Origin of the sequence: Mycobacterium sp. 852014-52144_SCH5372336 (genome assembly GCF_001665615.1) — a bacterium.
Taxonomy (GTDB): domain Bacteria; phylum Actinomycetota; class Actinomycetes; order Mycobacteriales; family Mycobacteriaceae; genus Mycobacterium; species Mycobacterium neumannii_A.
Map to the genome: position 1 here is coordinate 1 of NZ_LZSW01000052.1, position 25,577 is coordinate 25,577.

Genomic DNA, 25,577 nt, shown 5'->3' on the forward strand with positions numbered 1-25,577 from the left:
GATGTGTATAAGAGACAGGGGTAGGCCGGAGGCGGCGGATACCCCGACGACGGGTCGTAAGCCGGCGGAGCCTGGTAGGGCGAGCCGTACACGGATGGCTGATCGCCCTCGGACGTCGACTGCTCGATCGGCGGCGCCTCGTAGCCGCCGGACGTCTGCTCGGACGCACCCCCGTCGGATTCGGATGGTCCGTTTCGTGCTGCGTCCTCCCCGGGATTTGTCATGCTTGTCAACCTAGCGTAATTCTCGGGCACGATTGCGGCCATCGCGGCGTTGTCCCTTACGAGACAGCAACTTAACGATTTGCGGCAAAGAGGAGAAAGAGGACCGATGACCAGCCCGTTTCAACCTGGAGCAAATCCCGGCGCAACGCCGGGTAGCCCAAATATGGGCCGCGGCCCGGCGGGTCTGCCCACACCGCCGAAGGGGTGGCCCATCGGTTCGTATCCGACGTACGCCGAGGCGCAGCGCGCCGTGGACTACTTGTCGGACCAGGAGTTCCCCGTCCAGCAGGTGACGATCGTCGGCGTCGACCTGATGCAGGTCGAGAGGGTCACCGGTCGACTTTCGTGGCCCAAGGTGCTCGGCGGTGGTGTCCTGACCGGTGCGTGGCTGGGCTTGTTCATCGGCCTGATTCTCGGGTTCTTCAGCCCCAACCCGTGGGCAGCACTGGCCACCGGCCTGATCGCCGGTGTGTTCTTCGGCCTCATCACATCGGCGATCCCGTATGCGATGGCACGCGGCACAAGAGATTTCAGTTCCACGCTGCAACTCGTCGCGGGCCGCTACGACGTCCTGTGCGATCCGCAAAACGCCGAGCGCGGACGGGATCTGCTGGCGCGCTTGACCATCTGAGGTCCGCGCGCGATCGGTAGCAGAGGCACCATCACCGGTACGGCGTATGCGCAGTTCGCGATTGCGTAACGGTGTGCGACGCGCGCCGTCGAGGTGTTGCAAACCACATGCTTGTGGCAATACGGTTTGCGCGCGGGAGATTCCCGTCGGTGACATCACGCGGACGGAGGCGGGTGGTGCGCTTCCCCAGCATGCGCGGCGGCCCACGACGGATGGGTGCTGCGGCGATTGCTGCGCTGACGACGGCGTCAACGCTGACGGCGTGTGGTTCCGACAGCGGCGGCATCGTCATCAACTACTACACGCCCGCCAACGAAGCGCAGACCTTCACCGCCGTCGCCGAGCGGTGTAACGAACAGCTCGGCGGCCGCTTCCGAATCCAACAGATCAGCCTGCCCAAGAGCGCCGACGATCAACGGCTCCAACTCGCGCGGCGGCTGACCGGAAACGACAGAAGCCTCGACGTCATGGCCCTCGACGTGGTGTGGACCGCCGAATTCGCCGAAGCCGGTTGGGCGTTGCCGCTCTCTGACGATCCAGCCGGCCAAGCCGAAGCCGATGCGAGGGCCAATACGTTGCCGGGCCCGCTGGAAACGGCCATGTGGCAGGACAAGCTGTACGCCGCGCCGATCACCACCAACACCCAATTGCTTTGGTACCGAGCCGATCTGATGGCGCAGCCACCAACAACATGGGACGACATGGTGGCCGAGGCGACGCGGTTGCACGCCGCGGGTGAGCCGAGCTGGATTGCGGTACAAGGAAAGCAGTACGAAGGCCTGGTCGTGTGGTTCAACACCCTGCTCGAAAGCGCGGGCGGTCAAGTGCTTTCCGACGACGGCAAAACCGTCACGTTGACCGACACACCCGAACACCGGGCCGCCACCGTCAAGGCGCTGCAGATCATCCGCAACGTCGCCACCGCACCAGGCGCGGACCCGTCGGTGACTCAGACCGACGAGACCACCGCACGGCTGGCACTCGAACAGGGCAAGGCGGCGCTCGAGGTGAACTGGCCCTACGTGCTGCCGTCGCTGCTCGAGAACGCGATCAAGGGCGGGGTGTCGTTCCTGCCGCTGGACGAAGACCCCTCGCTGGCCGGCAGCATCAACGACGTCGGCACGTTCTCGCCCAGCGACGAACAGTTCGAGACCGCCTTCGAGGCGAGCAGAAAGGTCCTTGGGTTCGCCCTGTATCCGGGCGTGCGACCGGGCGAGGCGGCAAGAGTCACCATCGGCGGCCTCAACCTCGCCGTGGCGAAGACGACGCAGCACAAGGCCGAGGCGTTCGAAGCCATCCGATGCCTGCGCGACGTGGAAAATCAGCGGTACACCTCCGTCGAAGGCGGGCTGCCCGCGGTGCGCACGTCGCTGTACAGCGATCCGGCGTTCCAGGTGAAATATCCGCAGCACGAGATCATCCGCGAACAGCTCACCAACGCCGCGGTGCGTCCCGCCACACCCCAGTACCAAGCGGTTTCCACCCGCATCTCCACCACGCTGGCTCCGATCACCGACATCGACCCGGAGCGCACCGCCGACGAGCTCACCGAGCAGGTGCAGAAGGCCATCGACGGTAAGGGGCTGATCCCGTGACCGCCCCACCGGCGACCGCGACCGCACCGGTGCCGAGCGCGACCGGCAGCGACGACACTCGCTCGGAACGGAAGCTGGCGTTCCTGCTCATCGCGCCGGCCGTCGTGTTGATGCTCGCGGTGACCGGCTACCCGATCGCTTACGCGGTGTGGCTGAGCCTGCAGCGCAACAACATGGCCGCACCCGACGACACCGAGTTCATCGGGTTGGAGAACTACGTCACCATTCTCACCGACCAGTACTGGTGGACAGCCTTTTTCGTCACGCTCGGCATCACCGTCGTCTCGGTGGCCATCGAATTCGTCCTCGGCATGGCGCTGGCACTGGTGATGCACCGAACCATCTTCGGCAAGGGCGTCGTGCGAACGGCCATCCTCATCCCGTACGGCATCGTCACGGTCGCCGCGTCCTACAGCTGGTACTACGCGTGGACACCGGGCACGGGATACCTGGCGAACCTGCTGCCCGAGGGCAGTGCCCCACTGACCGAACAGCTTCCGTCGCTGGCGATCGTGGTGCTCGCCGAGGTGTGGAAGACGACGCCGTTCATGGCGCTGCTGCTGTTGGCCGGATTGGCGCTGGTGCCACAGGATCTGCTCAACGCCGCCCAGGTCGACGGTGCAGGCGCCTGGAAGCGGCTGACCAAGGTGATCCTGCCGCTGATCAAGCCGGCGATCCTGGTGGCGCTGCTGTTCCGCACCCTCGACGCCTTCCGGATCTTCGACAACATCTACATTCTCACCGGCGGGGCCAACAACACGGGCTCGGTGTCGATTTTGGGATACGACAACCTGTTCAAGGCGTTCAATGTGGGCCTCGGCTCGGCGATCAGCGTGCTGATCTTCCTGTGCGTGGCGATCATCGCGTTCATCTACATCAAGATCTTCGGTGCCGCGGCGCCGGGGTCCGCCGAGGAGAATCGCTGATGGCTGAGCGGGTCGGTGCGTCGCGGGTGACGGGTTGGACGATCGTCAACGCGCTGGTTATCGTCTACGCGCTCTTCCCGGTGCTGTGGATCCTGTCGCTGTCGCTCAAGCCAACCTCAAGTGTCAAGGACGGCAAGCTGATTCCCGCCGAGATCACCTTCGACAACTACAAGGCGATATTCCAGGGCAACATCTTCACCTCGGCGCTGATCAACTCGATCGGTATCGGCCTGATCACCACGGCCATCGCAGTGGTGATCGGCGGGATGGCTGCGTACGCGGTGGCGCGCCTCGACTTCCCCGGCAAGAAGCTGCTGATCGGCGTCTCCCTGCTGATCGCGATGTTCCCCCATATCTCTCTCGTCACACCGCTTTTCAACATCGAACGCGCGGTCGGCCTCTTCGACACCTGGCCCGGCCTGATCATCCCGTACATCACCTTCGCGCTGCCGCTGGCGATCTACACGCTATCGGCGTTCTTCCGGGAGATCCCATGGGATCTGGAGAAGGCGGCCAAGATGGACGGTGCGACACCCGCGCAGGCGTTTCGCAAGGTCATCGCCCCGCTCGCCGCGCCGGGCATCGTCACCGCCGCGATCTTGGTGTTCATCTTCGCCTGGAACGACCTACTTCTCGCGCTGTCGCTGACCGCCACCGAACGCGCGATCACCGCGCCGGTGGCGATCGCGAACTTCACCGGCAGTTCGCAGTTCGAGGAGCCGACCGGATCGATCGCGGCGGGCGCGATGGTCATCACCATCCCGATCATCGTCTTTGTGCTCATCTTCCAACGACGGATCGTCGCCGGACTGACATCCGGCGCGGTGAAGGGGTAGTTCCATGGCCGAAATTGTGTTGGACCGGGTGACGAAGAGTTACCCCAACGGCGCGACGGCCGTCCACGAATTGTCGATGACGATCGCCGACGGCGAGTTCATCATCCTCGTCGGCCCGTCGGGATGCGGAAAGTCGACCACGCTCAACATGATTGCGGGCCTGGAGGACATCACCTCCGGTGAACTGCGCATCGGTGGCGAGCGCGTCAACGAGAAGGCGCCCAAGGACCGTGACATCGCGATGGTCTTCCAGTCCTACGCTTTGTACCCCCACATGAGCGTTCGGCAGAACATCGCGTTTCCTCTCACGCTGGCCAAGCTGAAGAAGGACGAGATCGCCCGCAAGGTCGACGAAGCCGCGAAAATCCTTGACCTGAGCGAGCTTCTGGACCGCAAACCGGGGCAGCTGTCCGGCGGTCAGCGGCAACGCGTCGCGATGGGCCGCGCGATCGTGCGTGATCCCAAGGCCTTCCTGATGGACGAGCCGCTGTCGAACCTCGACGCCAAGCTCCGTGTGCAGATGCGCGCGGAGATCGCCCGCCTGCAGGACCGGCTGGGCACGACCACCGTCTACGTCACCCACGACCAGACCGAGGCGATGACACTGGGCGATCGCGTGGTGGTGCTGCTTGCCGGGGTGGCCCAGCAGATCGGAACGCCCGAGGACCTCTACAACCGCCCGACGAACCTGTTCGTCGCCGGCTTCATCGGTTCGCCTGCGATGAACTTCTTCAGCGCGACGATCACCGACGTCGGCGTCCGGCTGCCCTTCGGCGAGGTCACCCTCACCCAGGAGAATTACGACCTGCTGGCCCGGCGCAACGCGCCGAGAAACGTGATCGTCGGCGTCCGGCCCGAGCATTTCGAGGACGCCGCGGTGCTCGACGGATATGCGCGCATCCGCGCACTGACCTTCGACGTGACGGTTGACATGGTCGAGTCGCTGGGCGCCGACAAGTATCTCCACTTCAAAACCGAAGGCGCCGGGGCGCATTCGGCGCAGCTCGCCGAGCTGGCCGCCGAGTCAGGCGTCGGCGAGAACGAGTTCGTGGCACGGGTTTCGGTCGATTCGACCGCCAGACAAGGCGACACGATCCAGTTGGCGTTCGACACGTCGAAGCTGGTGGTCTTCGACCCCGAGACAGGCAACAACCTCAGCCTGCCCGAGGCCGATGCGCCTGCCGATTCACCCGCGGGTTCAGCCGCGCCGCCGGCCGAGTGATCGACGTCCCCGCGAAGGTCCGCACCCACCTGCGTGAGCATTTCGCCGGGCAGGGCATCGATTCCGAGCCCGCCGAGGCCAGCGTCACGTTCCTTGGCACCGAGACCATCGGCGTGCTGCGCTTCGGGCCGGGCCCCGACGGAGTCATCCACTATGTGTCGCTGGGCTGTTCGCGTCATCCGATGTTCGACCCGACCGAGATGGTCACCGACGTCGTGCACGGTCCTCGCGCGGAGGTGATTGTCGCCCTTCGCGGACCCTCGCCGCGGGGACTGCACCGGTCGATCGCGATCGTGGCCGCCGCGCCCGCGGTGGAAGGGCTCGTCCTGGCGCCCGATGCGTTGATCGACCTCGAGACACCGCTGTGGGAGAACACACCGTTCACCGCGTTCCTGTTGAGCGACAGCGAAATCGACGACGTACCGTTGGCCGACCCGCTTGAACCGGTGAAGGTGTTGGGCGCCACGCCGATCACCGCGACCGAAGCCGCGTGGGTGCGCCTCAAGGGTGCCGACGCGATGCGCGAGGCGTGGCAGCAGGACGGCGTCGACGTGCTCGACCCGGCACGTCGGGCGGCCAAGCCGAGCTGAGTTGAAGCCAGCGCAAGCGGTCGCGAAATTGCGTTCCAGCAGAAGAAGGTCGAGTACGGGCCTGCTGGAACGCCATTTCGCGCAAAATCAGAGCCAGTTGTTACTACGGAACGTGCGATACAGCAGCGTGCATACCGTTGCCATCAACAACAGAACCGCGGGGTAGCCCCACGACCAGTCCAGTTCAGGCATGTGGTCGAAGTTCATGCCGTAAACACCCGCGATGGCCGTCGGTACCGCGGCGATGGCCACCCACGCCGAGATCTTGCGCATGTCGGTGTTCTGTTGCATCGCAACCTTGCCGAGTGCGGCCTGCACCAACGACGTCAGCATCTCGTCGAAGCTGGCGATGCGGTCCGAGGCCTTGGTGTTGTGGTCGAACACGTCGCCCATATAGCGACGCACCTCGACTGAGACGAGGTCGTCGTGATCGGACAGCAGTCGTTGCAACGCCAGCGTGAGCGGGCTGACCGACCGGCGTAACTCGACGACCTCCCGCTTGAGCAAATAGATGTATTCGACGTTGGTCTGGCGGTTCGGCGAGAAGATCTCTTCCTGCATCGCGTCGACGTCGGCTTCGACGAGTTCGGTGACCTCGAGATAGCCGTCGACGACATGGTCGGCGATCGCATGCATGACGGCGTAGGGCCCCAATTCGGCCAGACCGGGGGAGGCGTCGAGGCGGTGACGTACGCTCGCCAGTCCGCTGTGGTCTCCGTGGCGCACGGTCACCACGAAATTCGCGCCGGCGAAAATCATGATCTCGCCGGTCTCCACGATGTCGCGCGCGTTGGCTACCGATTCGTGCTCCACGTAGTTGACGGTCTTGAGCACCAGGAACAGGGTGTCGTCGTAGCGCTCCAGTTTGGGCCGCTGATGAGCATGAACGGCGTCCTCAACCGCCAGCTCGTGCAGGCCGAACACATCGGCCACCGACTGCATCTGGGCCTCGTCGGGTTCGTGCAACCCGATCCAGACGAACGCCTTCTTGCCGTCGCGCTCCAGTTCGCGCACCTCGTCCAGTGCCGCCGCGGTGGAATATGTGCCCGCCAGCCGGGTGCCCTGACAATAGATGCCGCAGTCGACGGTGACGTTGGTCACCGGTGCGTGGCCGTCGGCGCCGATAGCTGGCGTGGACGCTTGACGGGTCGGGCGAAATGAGGGCACTGGGTCGCTCCCCCCGGGCGGACGGGGCCCAGGTATTGGGCCGTGGTAGATGCTACGCGGCTGGGTGCGTCGGCTGCCTGCTAGTTTCGTTCCCGACGCAATCCGCCCGCGGTGCGGGCAACGTACATCTGTCCAAGGAGCATCTGACGTGAGCACAACTCCCCTCAAGGTCGCAGTCACCGGTGCCGCCGGCCAGATCGGCTACAGCTTGCTGTTCCGCCTCGCGAGCGGGTCACTGCTTGGCCCCGACCGGCCGATCGAATTGCGGCTCCTCGAGATCGAGCCGGCCCTCAAGGCGCTCGAGGGTGTGGTGATGGAGCTCGACGACTGCGCGTTCCCGCTTCTTGCCGGCGTTCAGATCGGCGCCGACGCGAACAAGATCTTCGACGGTGCGAACCTGGCGCTGCTCGTCGGCGCACGCCCCCGCGGCCCGGGCATGGAGCGCAGTGACCTGCTCGAGGCCAACGGCGCGATCTTCACCGCTCAGGGCAAGGCGCTCAACGAGGTCGCCGCCGACGACGTGCGCATCGGGGTGACCGGCAACCCCGCCAACACCAACGCGCTCATCGCGATGTCCAACGCCCCCGACATCCCGCGTGAGCGGTTCTCGGCGCTGACCCGCCTCGACCACAACCGGGCGATCAGCCAGCTGGCCCGCAAGACCGGCGCCAAGGTCACCGACATCAAGAAGATGACGATCTGGGGCAACCACTCGGCCACCCAGTACCCCGACGTCTTCCACGCCGAGGTCGGCGGCCGCAACGCCGCCGAGGTGGTCAACGACCAGAACTGGATCGAGAACGACTTCATTCCGACCGTCGCCAAGCGCGGTGCGGCGATCATCGACGCCCGCGGTGCCTCCTCGGCGGCGTCGGCCGCCTCGGCGACCGTCGACGCGGCCCGGGACTGGCTGCTGGGCACGCCCGCCGACGACTGGGTGTCGATGGCGGTGTTCTCCGACGGTTCCTACGGAGTGCCGGAGGGCCTGATCTCGTCGTTCCCGGTGACGACGAAGGACGGCGACTGGTCGATCGTGCAGGGCCTGGACATCGACGATTTCTCCCGCAGCCGCATCGACAAGACGACGGCCGAGCTCGCCGACGAGCGCAAAGCGGTCACCGATCTCGGCCTGATTTGAGGCAGCGGGCGATTAGGTTACCTACCAGTTCGTCGTTAACCTGGGCGCCGTGTCGCAAGCGGTGAGAGACCTTCCATTGACCGGATCCAACATCGTCCTCAGCGATGAGGAGATCTTCGCGGCCCACGTAGGCGGCAAGCTCTCGGTAGCGCTGAACGCGGCCCTCGACACCGAACGGGCGCTGTCCGTCGCCTACACGCCGGGCGTGGCCCAGGTCAGCCGGGCCATCGCCGCCGACCACACGCTGGCCGCCCGCTACACGTGGGCGAGCCGAATGGTGGCGGTGGTCAGCGACGGCAGCGCGGTGCTGGGGCTCGGAGACATTGGCCCGGCGGCGTCGCTGCCGGTCATGGAGGGCAAGAGCGCGCTGTTCAAGGCGTTCGCCGACCTCGACTCGATCCCGATCGTGCTCGACACCAAGGACACCGACGAGATCGTCGAGACCCTGGTCCGGCTGCGTCCGACGTTCGGGGCCGTCAACCTCGAAGACATCTCGGCCCCGCGATGTTTCGAGATCGAGCGGCGCCTGGTCGAGGCGCTGGACTGCCCGGTCATGCATGACGATCAGCACGGCACCGCGATCGTCGTGCTGGCCGCCCTGCTGGGTGCGGCCAAGGTCGTCGATCGCGAGATCGCCTCGCTTCGGGTCGTGGTCTCCGGCTGCGGCGCGGCAGGCATCGCGTGCGCGAAGATCCTGATGGCGGCGGGCGTCAGCGACATCACGCTGCTCGATTCGCAGGGCATCGTGCACAAGGGTCGCCAGAACCTCAACTCCTACAAGGCCGACCTGGCCGAGTCGACCAACCCGCGCGGGCTGACCGGCGGGCTCGCCGAAGCGCTCGAGGGCGCTGACGTGTTCCTGGGGCTGTCCGCCGGCGTGGTGCCCGTCGACTTGGTCGCCTCGATGGCGCCGAACTCGATCGTGTTCGCGCTGTCGAATCCGGATCCGGAAATCCACCCCGACGACGCGAGCCGGTACGCGGCCGTCGTCGCCACCGGGCGCAGCGACTTTCCGAACCAGATCAACAACGTGCTCGCCTTCCCGGGCGTGTTCCGCGGTGCGCTCGACGCCGGTGCGCGCCGTATCACCGAGCGGATGAAGGTGGCCGCCGCCGAAGCGATCTTCTCGGTCGTCGGGACCGACCTCGCACCCGATCGCATTGTGCCGAGCGTGCTCGACCCCCGGGTCGCCCCCGCGGTCGCGCAGGCGGTCGCCAGTGCGTCCCGCGACGCGTCGGGAGGCTAGACGCAGGTGGGCCGGCGGCTGGCGCTGGCGCTCGTCGCGGTGATCGTGGCGAGCACCGCGGCGTGCGGCGAGGACACCGAGCGGCCGTCGATAGCCGTCGGCGCCACACCAGATCCGGAGTCGACGTTGAGCGCCCACCTCTATGCCGCCGCGCTGCGCTCGTACGGCAACCCCGCTCACGTCAAGATCGAGGACGACCCGCTGACCGGGCTGGACACCGGGGCCGTCCGCGTCGTGCCCGGGCTCACCGGACGGTTGCTGGACCGGTTCAATCCCGAGTCGGCGGCACGGGCGCCGACGCAGGTGTACCGCGAGATGGTCTCCGCGCTGCCCGAAGGCGTCGCGGCGGGGGACTACACCACGTCGGCGGAGGACAAGCCCGCCCTAGCGGTCACCGAGGCGACCGCCGGAAAGTGGGACGGGCGCGACGTCACCGCCGCGGTGCGCAACTGCGACGGGCTGACCATCGCCGCGGTCGCCGACGCACCCCGTCCGGAGACGATCGGCACGTGCGAACCCAACGTGACTGAATTCCCCGACAGCGACGCGGCTTTCGATGCTGTTCGCTCCGGCCGGTTCCCCGCCGCGTGGACGACGACCGCGGCTCCCGGCATCCCGCCCGAACTGGTGATGCTGTCGGACCGTACGTCGCTGATCCGCGCGGAGAACCTGGTGCCGCTGTCTCGCCGCAACGGGCTCAACGAGTCACAGGTGCTCGCGCTCAACGAGGTCGCAGGCGTGCTGGACACCGCGGCGTTGGCCGAGATGCGCGCCGAGGTCGCCGACGGCGCGGATCCAGGCCACGTGGCCGACGCGTTCCTGGCCGAACACCCCCTCGGCGACTCGTAGACGTTCGAGAGCGCCGCAGCCTCAGTGGCTGTTGGGCACGAGACGCTTCATCACCGACAGGAACAGGCGCTGATAGCCCGAACCGGTGAGCCGCACGATCGCGTCGAGTATCTTCGCGTCGGCCCCGACCAACACCCGCGCCCGGTCCTTGCGGACACCGTCGAGGATGATTTTCGCGGCCTCCTCGGGCGTGGTCCGTGTCAGCCTGGTGTCGAACGTTTTGGTCAGGCCCTCGCGGTCGACGCCCTCAGCGGCCGTCGAGTTGCGCATGATCGCGGTCTTGATCCCGCCCGGGTGGATGGTGGTGACCTTGACCGGATGGCCCGCGGCCTGCATCTCCTGGCGCAGCGCCTCGGTGAACCCGCGGACCGCGAACTTCGCCGAGTTGTATGCCGCCTGACCCGGAACCGAGAAGATGCCGAACAGGCTCGACACGTTGACGACGTGCCCGTCGCCCGACGCGATCAGATGCGGCAGGAACGCTTTCGTGCCGTTGACGACGCCCCAGAAGTCGACGTCCATCACCCGTTCGATGTCCTTGTACGGCGTCACCTCGACATCGCCGACATACGCGATGCCTGCGTTGTTGTAGATCTGGTTGACCTTGCCGAAGTGCTCGACGACCGCGTCGGCGTACAGCTCGAAGGCCTCACGCTCGGTGACGTCGAGGCGGTCGGTCCTCACCGGTGCGCCGATCGCCTTGAGCCGCTCCTCGGTCGCCGCCAGACCTTCGGCGTCGACGTCGCTGATCGCCACACTCGCACCCGACTTGCCCAGCTCGATCGCCAGCGCCTGTCCGATACCCGACCCGGCACCGGTCACCACGGCGACTTTTCCGGCGAAGCCCTGCATAACCACTCCCTCGTGTTGCTGCCGTCAAGAGGCTAGCCGGTACCGCGGGTCCGCCCACTAACGGGTTGATCGCCCTGACGTGAGGTGCGGGCAATCAACCGGTTAAGGCCCGCCGAATGCGAAGGCGAAGGCTCAGGCGAACGCCTCGTCGATGATCTCCTGCTGCTCGACGGCGTGCACCTTCGACGAGCCCGACGACGGCGCCGACATGGCCCGCCGCGAGACGCGCGTGATGCCGGTCAGCTTCTCCGGAAGCACCTCCGGCAACGTCAGCCCGAACGTCGGCCACGGACCCTGGTTCGCCGGTTCCTCCTGCACCCACAGGTACTGCTCGACGTTGGGGTAGCGGTCCAGCGTCTCGGCCAGCCGGCGCCGCGGCAGCGGGGCGAGCTGCTCGACGCGCACGATCGCCACGTCGTCGCGCTCATCCTTCTTCTTGCGCGCGGCCAGCTCGTAGTAGAGCTTGCCGCTGCACAACAGCATCCGCTTGGCCTTGTTGCGATCCCCGTCGCCGTCGGTGTAGGTCGGCTCCTCGAGGACCGAGCGGAACTTCTGCTCGGTGAAGTCGCGGATGTCGCTGACGGCGGCCTTGTTGCGCAGCATCGACTTCGGCGTGAACACGATGAGCGGCCGGTGGATGCCGTCCAGGGCGTGACGCCGCAGCAGGTGGAAATAGTTGGCCGGCGTGGACGGCATCGCGATCGTCATCGACCCTTCGGCCCACAACAGCAGGAACCGCTCGATGCGGCCCGACGTGTGGTCGGGGCCTTGGCCTTCGTGACCGTGCGGCAGCAGCAGCACGACGTCCGAACGCTGGCCCCACTTGGCCTCGCCGGAGCTGATGAACTCGTCGATGATCGACTGCGCACCGTTGATGAAGTCACCGAACTGCGCCTCCCACAACACCATTGCGTCGGGGTTGCCGACCGAGTAGCCGTACTCGAAGCCGACGGCCGCGAACTCCGACAACGGGGAGTCGTACACCATGAACCTGCCGCCGGTCGGGTTGCCGTCCTTGTCGACGGTCAACAGATCCAGCGGGGTGAACTCCTGACCCGTCTTGCGGTCGATGATCACCGAATGGCGCTGGGTGAACGTGCCTCGGCGGGTGTCCTGCCCCGACAGCCGCACGGTCTTGCCCTCGGCGATCAGCGAGCCGAGCGCGAGCAGCTCGGCGAACGCCCAGTCCACCTTGCCCTCGTAGGCCATCTCGCGGCGCTTCTCCAGCACGGGCTTGACGCGCGGGTGCACGTTGAAGCCCTCGGGCACCGACAGATGGGCGTCGCCGATCCGCGCCAGCAGCGACTTGTCGACCGCGGTGTTCGTACCGGCGGGCACCATCTGGTCGGCTTCCACCGAAGCGCTCGGTTCGATCTCGTGTTTCTCGAGTTCGCGCACCTCGTTGAAGACGCGTTCCAGCTGGCCCTGGTAGTCGCGCAGCGCGTCCTCGGCCTCTTTCATCGAGATGTCGCCGCGGCCGATCAGCGCTTCGGTATAGCTCTTGCGCACACCGCGCTTGACGTCGATCGCGTCGTACATCCGCGGCTGCGTCATCGACGGGTCGTCGCCCTCGTTGTGCCCGCGGCGGCGGTAGCACAGCATGTCGATGACGACGTCCTTGTGGAACTTCTGCCGGAAGTCGACCGCGAGCCGGGCCACCCACGCGGCCGCTTCGGGGTCGTCGCCGTTGACGTGGAAGATCGGCGCACCGACCATCTTGGCCACGTCGGTGCAGTACTCCGAGGACTTGGCATCGGACGGCGATGTGGTGAAACCGATCTGATTGTTGACGATGATGTGGATCGTCCCGCCGACGCGATATCCCCGCAGCAGCGCCAGGTTCAGCGTCTCGGCCACCACACCCTGACCGGCGAACGCGGCGTCGCCGTGCAGCATCAGCGGCACGACGCTGAACGCCCCGGCGCCCTCACCGTCGCCGTCGCCCCCGTCGATCACGTCCTGCTTGGCGCGCACCAGGCCCTCCAGGACCGGGTCGACGGCCTCGAGGTGCGACGGGTTGGCCACCAGCGACACGTCGATGTCGTTGTCGCCGAACATCTGGATGAACCTGCCCGACGCGCCCAGGTGGTACTTCACGTCACCGGAGCCGTGCGCCTGCGACGGGTTCAGATTCCCTTCGAACTCGGAGAAGATCTGCGAGTACGGCTTGCCGACGATGTTGGCCAGCACGTTGAGCCTGCCGCGGTGCGGCATGGCGACGACGACCTCGTCGAGCGCGTACTCGGCGCACTGGTCGATCACCGCATCCATGGTCGGGATGACCGTCTCCGCGCCCTCCAGCGAGAAACGTTTCTGGCCAACGTACTTCGTCTGCAGGAATGTCTCGAACGCCTCGGCCGCGTTGAGCTTGCTCAGGATGTACTTCTGCTCGGCGACGGTCGGCTTCTCGTGCTTCTTCTCGATGCGCTCCTGCAGCCACTGCTGCTGCTCGGGTTCGAGGATGTGCGTGTACTCGACGCCGATGTGGCGACAGTAGGAGTCGCGGAGCAGCCCCAACACGTCGCGCAGCTTCTTCTCGTCGGCGCCGGCGAACCCGTTGACCTTGAACTCGCGGTCGAGGTCCCACAGCGTCAGCCCGTGGGTGAGGATGTCCAGGTCGGGGTGGCTGCGGAAGCGGTTCTTGTCCAGCCGCAGCGGATCGATGTCGGCCATCAGGTGGCCGCGGTTGCGGTAGTCCGAGATCAGCTCGATGACTCGGGCGTTCTTGTCCTCGACCGAGTCCGGGTTGTCGGTCCGCCAGCGCACCGGCTCGTACGGGATGTGCAGCTCGCGGAAGATCTCGTCGAAGAAGTCGTCGTCGAGCAGCAGTTCGTGAATGGTGCGCAGGAAGTCACCGGATTCGGCGCCCTGGATGATGCGATGGTCGTAGGTCGACGTCAGCGTGACCAGCTTCCCGATACCCAGTTGGGCGATGCGTTCCTCGCTGGCGCCCTGGAACTCGGCGGGGTACTCCATCGCGCCGACGCCGAGGATCGTGCCCTGGCCGCGCATCAGCCGCGGCACCGAGTGCACGGTGCCGATGGTGCCCGGGTTGGTCAGCGAGATCGTCACGCCGGAGAAGTCGTCCATGGTCAGCTTGCCGTCGCGGGCCCGCCGCACGATGTCCTCGTAGGCGGCCACGAACTGGCCGAAGCCCATCGTGTCGGCCTTCTTGATCGCGGCCACCACCAGTTGCCGGTCGCCGTCCTTGCGTTGCAGGTCAATGGCCAGGCCCAGGTTGGTATGTGGCGGGGTGACCACGTTGGGCTTGCCGTCGATCTCTTCGAAGTACCGGTTCATGCCCGGGAACTTCTTGACCGCCTGCACGAGCGCATACCCGATGAGGTGGGTGAACGAGATCTTTCCGCCGCGGGTCCGCTTGAGGTGGTTGTTGATGACGATGCGGTTGTCGATCATCAACTTGGCTGGGACCGCGCGAACACTGGTCGCGGTCGGCACCTCCAGCGACGCCGCCATGTTCTTCACGACGGCCGCGGCCGCGCCGCGCAGCACCTGAGTCTCGTCGTCGCCGCCCGAATCTTCGGCCTCGGCGTCCTTGTCCTTGGTCTTGGCCTTGGCCTCAGCGCCCTTGTTCTTGGGCTCCGATTTCTTGGCCGACTCCTTCGCGGGCTCCTTGTCCTTGGCGGGCGCCTTGGCCGGTGCCGACGACTTTGATCCCTTGCTCTTGGAGGCGCCGGCGTCGGATTCCTTCGCCTTGGTCTCGTTGGCTGAGGTCTCCTTGGCGGGGGTCTCCTTGGCGGGCGGGGCGGCGCCGTTGCCGCCGGACTGCTTGGGCGCGGGCGCGGGGGCAGGCTCCGGCGGGCTCACCGGTCCTGCGCTGCGCTGACCGTTGCCGCTGCGAGCCTGACTCTCCGAGGAGGTCGGCTCAGGGGAGTAGTCGACAAGGAATTCGTGCCAACTGGGATCTACCGACGAGGGATCCTCGCGGAACTTGCGATACATCTCCTCGACCAACCACTCGTTCTGTCCGAATGGTGAAGGTGAGCTCACGGTAGCTACTCGCCTCAATTCTTCGCTTCACGCGAGCGCATCTGAAACGCTCGCCAGGTTCTGTACGGATTACCCGCATTCCGCCGACTAAAGGCTAGCGCCGAAGCATCGGCCAGACCACGACAACGACCTTCCCGGCCATGTGCCGCTAGTCCTTGGACGCGGGCAGCATGTGCACCACCGTCGGCCATCGCGGTGGCGGGGTGCCGAACGCGCTGTGCGCATTGTCGATGATTCGTTTGCCCATCAGGCGGTTGCCCACACCGCCGACGACCGCGCCGACGCCGACGGGCAGCGTCTTGCCGAACGCGAGCGCGCCTCGCTTGAGGGTGTAGCGCTTGACGAAATATCTCAGCAGGCGCGAGTTCAGCTGCGACAGCGCAGGCAGCGGGAGGGTGGCCGCCCCGTCGGCGACCCAGGCGCCTCTGGTGCGGCCGCGGCCGACCAGGTCGGCGATTGCACGCTTGCTGTCCTCGCCGACCAAGACCGCCAGCACGAGCGCGCGACGCCGCTCCTGGTGCTCGGCCGGAATTCCGTGCACCTCGGCTACGGCGAGCACGTACAACGCCGTCGCTTCCAGGAAGACGACCGTCTCGCCGGCCACCGACGCCATCGCGGTCAACGTCCCGATGCCGGGGAACGCGGCAGCCGACCCGACGGCGGCGCCGCTGGCCATCACCGCGCTCAGATAGCGCTTCTCGAGTTTCTTGATGACCTCGGCCGGCGCCGCGTGCGGGTCCTGTTCGCGCAACCGGTCGACGTACGCCTTGACCGCGGGAGCTTGCACGCGCGAGCCGCGCTCGATGATGCGGGACAGCGCCTTGGCGGCGACGCTCGGATCTTCGCCGGAGCCCGCCTTGTCTCCCGGGCTGCCCGCCGGTAACTGGCTCTTGGCCTTCGACCGGGCACTCATGGGGCCTCCTGTCCGAACGACTCGTTTCAGGCTATCGCTTCGGCTAACGAACGACGGCGTCGGTGAGTGCCCCGGCCGTGATCGCGCTCACCTTATGCCGGGCAGGGAAGAAAATAATGAGAAGCGGCGCTCTTCATTCCCATGGCACCATCATCGGCTGTGGATCTGACGACTGCCCCGACTCCGATTCAGGAGGGCACGTCTGTCAGCCGCATCCGGATGATCGTCGTATTGGGCGTCATGGTGGCGCTGGGCCCGCTGACCATCGACATGTACCTGCCCGCGCTGCCGAGGATCGCCGAGGAACTCGGGGTGTCTTCCTCGATCGCGCAGCTGACGCTCACCGGGACGCTCGCCGGGCTGGCGCTCGGCCAGCTGGTCGTCGGTCCGCTCTCCGATTCGCTGGGCCGCCGCCGCCCGTTGATGGCCGGGATCGTGCTGCACATGATGGCCTCGCTGATGTGCATGTTTGCGCCCAACATCGAGGTGCTCGGGTTGGCTCGGGCGCTGCAGGGAATGGGCGCCGCAGCGGCCTCGGTGGTCGCGGTCGCCGTCGTCGGCGATCTGTTCACGGGCTCGGTCGCGGCCACGGTGATGTCACGACTGATGCTGGTGCTCGGCGTGGCGCCCGTCCTGGCTCCGTCGTTGGGCGCGGCGGTCCTGCTGAAGGCCTCCTGGCACTGGGTGTTCGCCGCTCTGGTGCTGTTGGCGGGATTGTTACTGGTCGTGGCGGCGACGGCCCTGCCAGAGACGCTGCCGGTCGCGCATCGTCGCCCGCTGAAGGTGCGCGGTATCGCAATGACGTACCTGGAGTTGCTGCGCGATACCAGGTTCGTAGTGTTGGTGCTAGTCGCGGCGCTGGGCATGTCGGGGCTGTTCGCCTACATCGCGGCGGCGCCGTTCGTCCTGCAGGGTCGCTACGGCCTGGATCAGCAGGGGTTCGCGCTGGTCTTTGCCGCCGGCGCGATCGCGCTGATCGGCGCCACGCAGTTCAACGTCGTCTTACTGCGCCGGTTCCGGCCGCAGACCATCGTGCTGTGGGCCCTGACCGTGGCCTCGCTGGCCGGTGCGGTCTTCGTCGGGATCACGGTTGCCGACGTGGGCGGGGTGGCCGGATTCGTCGTCCCGGTGTGGGTGCTCCTGGCCGCCGTGGGCTTCGTCATCCCGAACGCGCCGGCGCTGGCGTTGACCCGGCATCCAGACGCCGCGGGCACCGCGGCCGCTCTGCTCGGCGCGGGACAGTTCGGTCTGGGTGCTGCGATCGCCCCGCTCGTCGGTGCCCTCGGCAACGACGAGTTCGCTCTGGCCGCGGTGATGACGGTGGGTATGGTGATCGCGTTGCTCGCGCTCATGGCCGTCGGTGTGTCGGCGGCCGGACGCGCGGGCGACTCCGAACGCGATGTCACCGCCGACGTCGTGCCCGAGCCGGCCTGACGCTTCGCAGCGCGTGGTCCCGCCTTGTCGGGATCGACCACGCTCCGTAGCGTCGGCGGCATCGCCGAGTGCTAGTCGACCCAGAATGTTGTCAACGCTTTTCACCAGGCAGAACACGTCAACGAACCCGTGGCATGCGCTGTGGGCGATGATGGTCGGCTTCTTCATGATCCTGGTGGACGCGACGATCGTCGCGGTCGCCAACCCGTCGATCATGGCCACGTTCGGCGCCAGCTACGACGCCGTCCTGTGGGTCACGAGCGCCTATCTGCTCGCATACGCGGTGCCGTTGCTGGTGGCGGGCCGCCTCGGTGACCGGTTCGGCCCCAAGAACCTGTACCTTCTCGGCCTCACGGTGTTCACCGTCGCCTCGCTGTGGTGCGGACTGTCCGACACGATCGGGATGTTGATCGCCGCGCGGGTCGTGCAGGGCTTCGGCGCGGCGCTCCTGACGCCGCAGACCCTGTCGACGGTCACCCGCATCTTCCCCGCCGAACGGCGGGGCATGGCGATGAGCGTGTGGGGGGCGACGGCCGGGGTCGCGACGCTGGTCGGTCCGTTGGCCGGCGGGATCCTGGTGGACGCCCTCGGGTGGCAGTGGATCTTCTTCGTCAACGTGCCGATCGGGGTGGTGGGCGTGGCGTTGGCGCTGCGGCTGGTGCCCGAGCTGCCGAGACAGAGGCAGCGACTCGACGTTGCGGGGGTGATCCTCTCGGCGGTCGGGTTGTTCCTCATCGTGTTCGCCCTGCAGGAGGGGCAGGCGAACAGGTGGACCCACTGGGTCTGGGGCCTGATGGCGTTGGGCACCGGGGTGGTCGCCGCGTTCCTGTTCTGGCAGGCAGCCAACCGCAACGATCCGCTGCTGCCGCTCGAGATCTTCCGCGACCGCGACTTCTGGCTGTCGACATTCGGCGTCGCGACGATCGGGTTCGTCGTGACCGGGATGATCGTGCCGGTCATGTTCTACGCGCAGGCGGTGTGCGGGTTGTCGCCGACGCAGTCGGCGCTTCTGACCGCGCCGATGGCGATCGCCACAGGTGTGCTCGCGCCCGTCGTCGGACGGATCGTCGATCGGTGGCACCCACGCCCGGTGGTCGGATTCGGGTTCTCGGTGCTGGCGATCGCGTTGACCTGGCTCTCCCTGGAAATGGCGCCCGCCACTGCGATCTGGCGGCTGGTGTTGCCGCTCACCGCGACGGGGATCGGGATGGCGTTCATCTGGTCTCCGCTGGCCGCGACGGCTACCCGCAATCTGCCGACCCGGTTGGCCGGTGCGGGTTCGGGTGTCTACAACACCACCCGCCAGGTCGGGGCCGTGCTGGGCAGCGCCAGCATGGCGGCGTTCATGACGTGGCAGGTCAACTCCGAGATGCCGCCGTGGGCCGATCCGGCTCAGGGTGATGCGGGTGCGACGCAGTTGCCGTCGTTCCTGCACACGCCGTTCGCGGCCGCCATGTCGCAGTCGCTGTTGTTGCCCGCGTTCGTCGCGCTGTTCGGTGTGCTCGCCGCGGTGTTCCTAGTCGGCTATGCGCGCCGCCCACCAGAGGGACCCGCCGCCGTCGAACCAGTCGACGAGCCCGACGACGACGAGGCGTTCGTCGACGACGATGACGACTACGTCGAGTACACCATCGACTGGGACGACGGCTCTGCGTCATGGGTTCCCGCCGAGCGGGAACCGGCGACCGAGCCAATGCCCGCGCGCGATGAGCGCCCGCCCGAGCAGTCCGACGACTCGTGGCGCGCGATTCTCGACCAACTGCTCGCCGACATTCCGCCAGCGCCGCCCGCCAAACCCGCAGCCGATCCGATCGGGCTCTCGCACAACGGCTTACACGTCGAGAACGAGCGGCGGCTCACATCGCTGGAATCGGCCCGGCCGGACGGCGAGGCCTATCGCCACCGCGGGGAGTCCCGTTCCAGCGGCAGGCATGCGCGCGACGACCGCGACTAGTCGAACAGCACCGCGGGGTTGAGGTAGCCGGACGGGTCGAAGGCCGCCTTCACCGTCCGCATGGCCGCGATATCGGCGTCGGCGCGCGACATTGCGAGGTACGGGCGCTTGCGGGTGCCGACGCCGTGCTCGCTGCTGACGTTGCCGCCGAGGTGGGCGATGAGATCCATCATCGCCGAGTACAGGGCTTGTTCGGCTTGGCTGTCGAGCGTGCACCGCACGAGGTTCAGGTGCAGGCTGCCCTCGCCGACATGACCGAACAGCACCGGAATCGCTTCGGGCGCATGGCGGCCGACGAGTCGAACCGCATCGGCGGCGAACTGCGCGATGGCCGAAAGCGGAAGCGAGACGTCGAACTTCAGCGGCGGGCCGTACACGCCGAGCACTTCGGCGATGGCCTCGCGCACCTGCCAGAGTCGTTGCTGTGCGGCTGTGTCGACGCCGACGGCGGGTTCCCCGCACAGGTCTGCGCCCTCGATCGCGTCGGCGAGTCGATCGGTCTGGTCGGTGTCGCCCGCCAGTTCGATCAGAAGCTGCCAGGCGCCGTCGACGGGCGCGGGCACCCCGGCGTGCTCGGCGGTCAACGCGCTGGCGCGCGCGTCGATCAATTCCAGTGCGGCGATGCCGTCCAGGTCGCGGAAGATCCGTCCGGCGGTGACGAGCGCGTCGAGGTCGGCGAACCCGCAGATCGCGGTCACCCGGTGTGGCGGTGTGGGGTGCAGTCGCAGATCGAGCGCGGTGATGACGCCCAAAGTGCCTTCCGCGCCGACGAACAGCGACGCCAGGTCGTAGCCGGTGTTGTCCATCCGCACCCGGCTGTGCCGGTGCACGACCGAACCGTTGGGCAGAGCCACATCCAAGCCGATCACCTGCTCGCCCATGTTGCCGTAGCGGACGGTGCGCAACCCGCCGGCGTTCGTCGACGCCATCCCCCCGACGGTGGCGGTGTCGCGCGCGGCCAGGTCGACGCCGAACACCAGCCCTGCCTCGCCGGCCGTCCGCTGCACCTCGGCCAGAGTCACTCCGGCGCCCACCGAGATTCGGCGTTCGGTGATGTCGACGTCACCGATGTCACGCAGTCGCTCGGTCGACAGCAGCACGTCGTCGTGTTCGGGAACGGTGCCCGCCACCAGCGATGTCCGTCCGCCCTGCACGGTGACGTAGGCACCAGCGTCGCGGCAGGCCCGCAGTACGGCGGCGACCTCGTCGGCCGACCCCGGCCGCACCAGGGCGCTGGCCCGGCCGCGGTACCGCCCGGTGTGGTCGACGACGCGTGCGGCGAGCACATCGGGATCGCTGCTGACGTAGGCCTTCCCGACGATCTCGGCCAGCCGCTCGGTCAGGCTCATCACGTCGGTGTGTCGCTCGCGCCCAGCGACAGGAACGCTCCCAACTCGATCAAGCGGTCCGGTGTGCTCGGCAGATACTCGGTGAGCACCTCCGAACGGACGATCACGCTGAGGTACTTCGCGCGGCTGACCGCGACGTTGAGTCGATTCCTGTTGAGCAGAAACGATATTCCGCGCGGCACATCGTCGATGGAGGACGCCGTCATCGATACGAACACCACCGGCGCCTGCCTGCCCTGGAACTTGTCCACGGTGCCGACCGCGACGTCGGGCAGCCCGGCGTTCTCGAAATAGTCACGCAGCAGCAGCACCTGGGCGTTGTAGGGGGCGACGACCAGGACGTCCTTCTGGGTCAGCGCGCGGGCGCCGTGCTCGTCGGTCCAGTCGCTGCCGAGCAGCGTCAGTGTCGCCGCGACGATGGCTTCGGCCTCTTCGGGGCTGCTCGTGGAGTTGCCGTCGTGGGGGATGGACACCACACGTACACCGGGAGCTTGTCCGTGAAGGCGGCGCGCTGCCGGGTGGCCGTTCGCGGACTGCAGCCTGCCCTCGTAGGCGAGCCGGGATACCGGGGCGCACACCGCGGGATGCATCCGGTGGGAGCGGTCGAGGAAGTAGCCGAATTGTTCGGGCAGAGTGCGGTTTTCCTGCACCAGCCAGCCCAGCACCGATGCGTCGACCGGCTCGGGATGGTGGCCCTGGCTGACCTGAGGCAGCTGTTGCGGGTCGCCCAGCAGCATCAGGTTGTCGGCCGCCCTGGCCACCGCGATGGTGTTGGCCAGGCAGTACTGACCCGCCTCCTCGATCACCAGCAGGTTCAGGCTGCGGGCCTGGACGCGAGTGTCGTTCGCGAAATCCCATGCGGTGCCGCCGATGACGCAGCCGGCGTGGTCGGCGATGAACGCCGCATACTCGTCCTTGTCGATCGCCCGACAGCCGACGTCGTCGGGGCAGTCCTTCTTGGCGATGCGCTCGGGGTCCACGCCTGCCTTGATCAGGTCGCGAAAGAGGTTCTCCACCACCGCATGTGACTGCGCCACGACACCGACGCGCCACTGGTGGTCGTTGACCAGGCGGGCGATGATCCGGGCGGCCGTGTACGTCTTGCCGGTCCCGGGTGGGCCGTGCACCGCCAAATATGACGAGTCCAGGTCGAGCACCGCGGCGGCGATGTCGGCGGTGACATCGCCGGTGCGGGGCAGAAGGGCGCCGCTGCAGGTGCGCGGCGGCCGGCGCAGCAGGATATCGACCACCGCCGTGCGCGGCAGATCCGGTAGCGCAGCGGCGACCTCGGCGGCCGCGCTGTCGATGGCCTCACGTAACTTTTTGTTGGGAACGATGTTTCGCGGCGTCAGCGCGAACGGGGTCTGCGTGAACGTCCCGGCAGGGGTCTCACGTTCGCAGATCACCACCCGGGTGGGCGGGTCGTCGACTTCGATGACGTCGGCGTTGCCGGCCGCGCGCCGGTCCGCGTTGTCCGCCATGCCCGCGGGCGACGGCGGCTCATACAGTGCGAACACCTCTCTGCTGACGTCACCGCCCTCCAGCGCCCCGGTCAGTTCCAGCCAGCGCTGCTGTTTACGGGCCCGCGTCGACGGCAGATGCCAGTCCTTGACCACTGCCACGCCGTCGGCGTCGACCAGGAACACGTCGTTGGTGTCGCCCCACTCGTCGACAGGACTGTTCAAGCGGTCGAAATGCGCCCACCAGAACGGCTTGTCCTCGCGGCGGTGATATCCGCGCGCGGCGGCCAACAATGCCACGGCCGTCTGCTCTGGACTGCGTTGGGCCACACCGTCCCCGGCAAAGTCCATCAGCGTGCGCGCCAGGTGATCGGTGTCCTCGACGGCGACGCTCTGGGTGACCGGCTGCGGCCCGAGCGGCGGGACGCTCGACTCGATTGCGATCTTGATCAGCCAGTCGCGCAGCCGATGTGTCGATCGGCAGTCGTAGCGGTTGTAATCCTCGATCTTCTTGAGCATGTTGTCGGCTTCGTCGTGACGACCTTCGGCGCGCAGCTCACAGAACCGCGCGTACATCGTGATCGACTCCGTGGCCGTGGTGACGTCGCCGGTGCGCAGTTCGGAGCCCATGTACAGCGGCTCCAGGGACTTCAGGCTGTAGTTCTCCGTGCCGACGCGAATGCTCTTGCGCACCAACGGATACAGGTCGACCAGAACACCGCTGCGCAGCAGGTCGTCGACCTCGTCCTCGCCGACCCCATAGCGGCCGGCCAACCGGAGAAGCGCCGTCTTCTCGTACGCCGCGTAGTGGTAGATGTGCATCTTCGGATGCCGCTTGCGGCGCTGGCGCACCAGCTTGAGGAAGTCGACAAGGGCCTTGCGCTCACTCGGACGGTCGTGCGCCCACAGCGGCCGGAAACCGCCGCCGACCTCGAGCACGCCCCACATGTACTCCAGGCCCCACTCGCGACCGTCGGCGCTCCACAGCGGGTCGCCTTCGAAGTCGAAGAACAGGTCGCCCTTGTCGGGGTCGGGTAGCAGGGTCAACGGTTGGGCTTCGACGATCTGATACGGGGGCTTGCCGTCCACCCGCGGCGCCAGCTGCAGCCTGGCCTGCTCACGCAGCGCGGTGAGGGTCCGGGCCGGAAGCTCGGCGACCGGTCCTTCGTGTCGCGCGAGTTCGGCGACGGTGCTGATGCCGGCGTCGAGCAGGCGCGCCCGTTGGCTGACCCGCATGTTCGCCACCAGCAACAGGTCGTCGCCGGCGCGGACCTGGGCCTCGCATTCCGGGCAGCGGAAACACGCGCGCACGGTGTCGTCGGCCCAGTCGACCGGCGCGCCCGACGCGAAGTGGTCGTCGAGCAGGCGCTGCAGGGCTTCGCGCCGCGGGCGATAGACCGGGAGCAGTTCGTCGATGCGGTAGCTCGCGGTGGCGCCGTCGCCCAGGATCAGATCGACCTCCTCGGCCACCGGCACACCCGCGGCCGTGAGTGTTTCGGCGTAGGCGGCCAACTGCAGCAGCGCCTCGACCTTCACCGAGCGCGCGAGCTTGGTGTCGCGCAATCGATACCGCTCACCGTCGGCGTCCCGCTCCAGAATCAGGAAGTCGGCGAAGCCGACGAATCGGCCGTCGAACATCGCGGCCTGGTAGATCACCTCGGCGCGGCGCTCCACAGCGCGACGCGTCTGCTCGGCGGCGGCGGTCAGCCCGTCGACCGTGTACGGGGGCCTGCCGATGATGGCGACGTCGGCCCCGTCGCGCAGCAGATCGAGGTGTCGCTGTTCATGCTCATCGCCGAGCTGAGCCGTTCTGGCCAACAGCTCGTCCTCGCTCGCGACGGCGGGACCTCGCCCGAGCTTGGCGTCGAACGCGCGCAGCAGCGCGTACTCGCAGCGGGCTGCCGCTGCGAGATCGGATGCGCTGTATACGACGCGGGTTTCGGCGCCCTCGGAGGCCACGAACACGCTGCCACTGTATGTGACCCGGACGACACATCCCGGTCCCTCAGTCCCCGCGAACGTGGGTTACCCGCACGCCTATCCGGCTCGGGCGTGACACGAGGCCACACTCGCCGATTCACAACGACGCGCGTATCCACAGCCCGAGCGTTCCGTGGGCCGCGCTGACCGAATTGTGTGAGACCCCGTACTGACCGTGTCCGCATGGATACGAATTCATTGCCGTTCATCGGCACCGAGCGGTTGGCGGCAGGCGGGGTGACCAGGCGAACACTGGTCAGCCGCCACAACATGGTCTATCGCAATGTCTACCTGCCGAAAGGGGTGACGCTGACGCCGGAGAGACGGGCGGTGGCTGCGTGGCTGTGGTCCCGGCGAAACGCCACGATCGCCGGACTATCCGCCGCGGCGTTGTACGGATCCCGATGGATTGACGAGAACCTGCCCGCCGAATTGATTCGTGGCGAGGCCTGTGCTGTCGACGGAATCACCATCCAGCGGGCGAAACTGCGCGATGAGGAGATCGGCATCGTCCATGGAATGCCGGTGACCACGCCGGTGCGAACGGCGTTCGACCTTGGCCGCGGGGGCAGCTCGAGACGGCGATCATCAGGGTCGATGCGCTGGCGAACGCTACCGGTCTCAAGCCGGTCGACGTCGAGTGTCTCGCTGAAACGCGTCGTGGCACCCGCGGCATCGTGCAGCTGCGGCGGGTGCTCGAGTTGATGGACGGCGGCGCGGAGTCGCCGCAGGAAACCAGGACACGCCTGCTGCTGCTCGCCGCCGGATTTCCGAGGCCGCAAACGCAGATCCTCGTCGCTGACGAGTACGGGTCCTTCATCGGCCGCGTCGACATGGGCTGGGAGGAATTCAAGGTCGGCGTCGAATATGACGGTCCGCAGCATTGGGATGATCCCGCACAGCATGCGCGCGACATCGACCGGCTGGCGGAACTTGCGGGTCAGCGCTGGCTGATCATCCGGGCGAGTCGCGATATTTTGCGCACCCGCCCGCATGTCTTTCTCGCGCGCGTACGGGACGCGATGCAGGCGAGGGGTTGGCCGCATTCGGATGAGGTTCGACTCGACGCGCGAATTGCTTGGCTCTAGGTCGCCGAGTGTGGGCTCGACACACGTCGGCGCCATTCGAAGTCAAGTGGTTGGTGCAACATTCGGGGTTCATGCTGCTGCTTGGGTGATGAGTGCGTTGAGTCGGTCGGCG

17 protein-coding genes and 2 pseudogenes are annotated in these 25,577 nt (G+C 67.1%); 12 read left to right on the top strand and 7 right to left on the bottom strand.

The window, feature by feature from the left end; translation table 11 throughout:
• Positions 1–224 (bottom strand): annotated as a pseudogene (locus A5759_RS25975) (DUF4190 domain-containing protein); the annotation flags it as partial.
• Between the two features lie 106 nt (positions 225–330).
• Between A5759_RS25975 and A5759_RS16085 the strand changes: the two are divergent.
• The 6 genes from A5759_RS16085 (at position 331) to A5759_RS16110 (ending at position 6,024) form a co-directional block, all read left to right on the top strand.
• On the top strand, positions 331–855 hold the full coding sequence (locus A5759_RS16085; protein WP_064396250.1) for a general stress protein: 525 nt from the start codon (positions 331–333) through the stop codon (positions 853–855).
• Positions 856–1,046: 191 nt separating this feature from the next.
• A complete protein-coding gene (locus tag A5759_RS16090; RefSeq protein ID WP_064396337.1) occupies positions 1,047–2,450 on the top strand; it encodes an ABC transporter substrate-binding protein in 1,404 nt (467 codons plus the stop codon).
• A complete protein-coding gene (locus A5759_RS16095; RefSeq protein ID WP_165593293.1) occupies positions 2,447–3,376 on the top strand; it encodes a carbohydrate ABC transporter permease in 930 nt (309 codons plus the stop codon). The genes A5759_RS16090 and A5759_RS16095 overlap by 4 nt, the downstream gene beginning before the upstream one ends.
• Entirely contained in the window at positions 3,376–4,212 is an 837-nt protein-coding gene (locus A5759_RS16100) for a carbohydrate ABC transporter permease (protein WP_068199403.1), read from the top strand. The genes A5759_RS16095 and A5759_RS16100 overlap by 1 nt, the downstream gene beginning before the upstream one ends.
• 4 nt (positions 4,213–4,216) lie before the next feature.
• Positions 4,217–5,434 carry an ABC transporter ATP-binding protein gene (locus tag A5759_RS16105; RefSeq protein ID WP_064396255.1) on the top strand — a complete coding sequence of 406 codons (1,218 nt, stop codon included), beginning with the start codon at positions 4,217–4,219 and terminating at the stop codon, positions 5,432–5,434.
• Entirely contained in the window at positions 5,431–6,024 is a 594-nt protein-coding gene (locus A5759_RS16110) for a suppressor of fused domain protein (RefSeq protein ID WP_068199404.1), read from the top strand. The genes A5759_RS16105 and A5759_RS16110 overlap by 4 nt, the downstream gene beginning before the upstream one ends.
• Positions 6,025–6,111: 87 nt before the next feature.
• On the opposite strand, the gene corA is transcribed toward A5759_RS16110, so the two are convergent.
• A complete protein-coding gene (corA, locus tag A5759_RS16115; protein WP_068199405.1) occupies positions 6,112–7,191 on the bottom strand; it encodes a magnesium/cobalt transporter CorA in 1,080 nt (359 codons plus the stop codon).
• A 148-nt stretch (positions 7,192–7,339) separates the two neighbouring features.
• On the opposite strand from corA, the gene A5759_RS16120 reads away from it, so the two are divergent.
• Genes A5759_RS16120 through A5759_RS16130 form a run of 3 tightly spaced genes read left to right on the top strand, consistent with a single transcriptional unit; the run spans position 7,340 to position 10,424 of the window.
• Entirely contained in the window at positions 7,340–8,329 is a 990-nt protein-coding gene (locus A5759_RS16120) for a malate dehydrogenase (RefSeq protein ID WP_064419154.1), read from the top strand.
• Positions 8,330–8,378: 49 nt separating this feature from the next.
• Complete coding sequence (locus A5759_RS16125) at positions 8,379–9,575, top strand: NADP-dependent malic enzyme (RefSeq protein ID WP_174522740.1); 1,197 nt, start codon at positions 8,379–8,381, stop codon at positions 9,573–9,575.
• A gap of 6 nt (positions 9,576–9,581) precedes the next feature.
• A complete protein-coding gene (locus tag A5759_RS16130) occupies positions 9,582–10,424 on the top strand; it encodes a glycine betaine ABC transporter substrate-binding protein (protein WP_064396262.1) in 843 nt (280 codons plus the stop codon).
• Positions 10,425–10,445: 21 nt separating this feature from the next.
• On the opposite strand, the gene A5759_RS16135 is transcribed toward A5759_RS16130, so the two are convergent.
• The 3 genes from A5759_RS16135 to A5759_RS16145 form a co-directional block, all read right to left on the bottom strand.
• Positions 10,446–11,276: an SDR family oxidoreductase gene (locus A5759_RS16135; protein WP_064396264.1), complete on the bottom strand. Its 831-nt coding sequence runs from the start codon at positions 11,274–11,276 to the stop codon at positions 10,446–10,448.
• 132 nt (positions 11,277–11,408) lie between these two features.
• Positions 11,409–15,239, bottom strand: a complete 3,831-nt coding sequence (locus A5759_RS16140) for a multifunctional oxoglutarate decarboxylase/oxoglutarate dehydrogenase thiamine pyrophosphate-binding subunit/dihydrolipoyllysine-residue succinyltransferase subunit (protein WP_231984665.1) — start codon at positions 15,237–15,239, stop codon at positions 11,409–11,411.
• Between the two features lie 196 nt (positions 15,240–15,435).
• Positions 15,436–16,200, bottom strand: a complete 765-nt coding sequence (locus tag A5759_RS16145; RefSeq protein WP_064396267.1) for a hypothetical protein — start codon at positions 16,198–16,200, stop codon at positions 15,436–15,438.
• A gap of 141 nt (positions 16,201–16,341) precedes the next feature.
• Between A5759_RS16145 and A5759_RS16150 the strand changes: the two genes are divergently transcribed.
• Together A5759_RS16150 and A5759_RS16155 are read left to right on the top strand one after the other, a co-directional pair.
• Positions 16,342–17,634, top strand: a complete 1,293-nt coding sequence (locus tag A5759_RS16150) for a multidrug effflux MFS transporter (protein ID WP_064396269.1) — start codon at positions 16,342–16,344, stop codon at positions 17,632–17,634.
• Positions 17,635–17,719: 85 nt separating this feature from the next.
• Positions 17,720–19,588 carry an MFS transporter gene (locus A5759_RS16155; protein WP_064396271.1) on the top strand — a complete coding sequence of 623 codons (1,869 nt, stop codon included), beginning with the start codon at positions 17,720–17,722 and terminating at the stop codon, positions 19,586–19,588.
• Here A5759_RS16155 and A5759_RS16160 read toward each other — a convergent pair.
• Positions 19,585–20,937: an FAD-binding oxidoreductase gene (locus A5759_RS16160; RefSeq protein ID WP_064396272.1), complete on the bottom strand. Its 1,353-nt coding sequence runs from the start codon at positions 20,935–20,937 to the stop codon at positions 19,585–19,587. The genes A5759_RS16155 and A5759_RS16160 overlap by 4 nt on opposite strands.
• A complete protein-coding gene (locus tag A5759_RS16165; protein ID WP_068199407.1) occupies positions 20,937–24,362 on the bottom strand; it encodes a TM0106 family RecB-like putative nuclease in 3,426 nt (1,141 codons plus the stop codon). Before A5759_RS16165 ends, A5759_RS16160 begins: the two co-directional genes overlap by 1 nt.
• Before the next feature lie 198 nt (positions 24,363–24,560).
• Here A5759_RS16165 and A5759_RS16170 point away from each other — a divergent pair.
• A pseudogene (locus tag A5759_RS16170) lies at positions 24,561–25,465 on the top strand (hypothetical protein).
• Positions 25,466–25,577 lie beyond the last annotated feature (112 nt).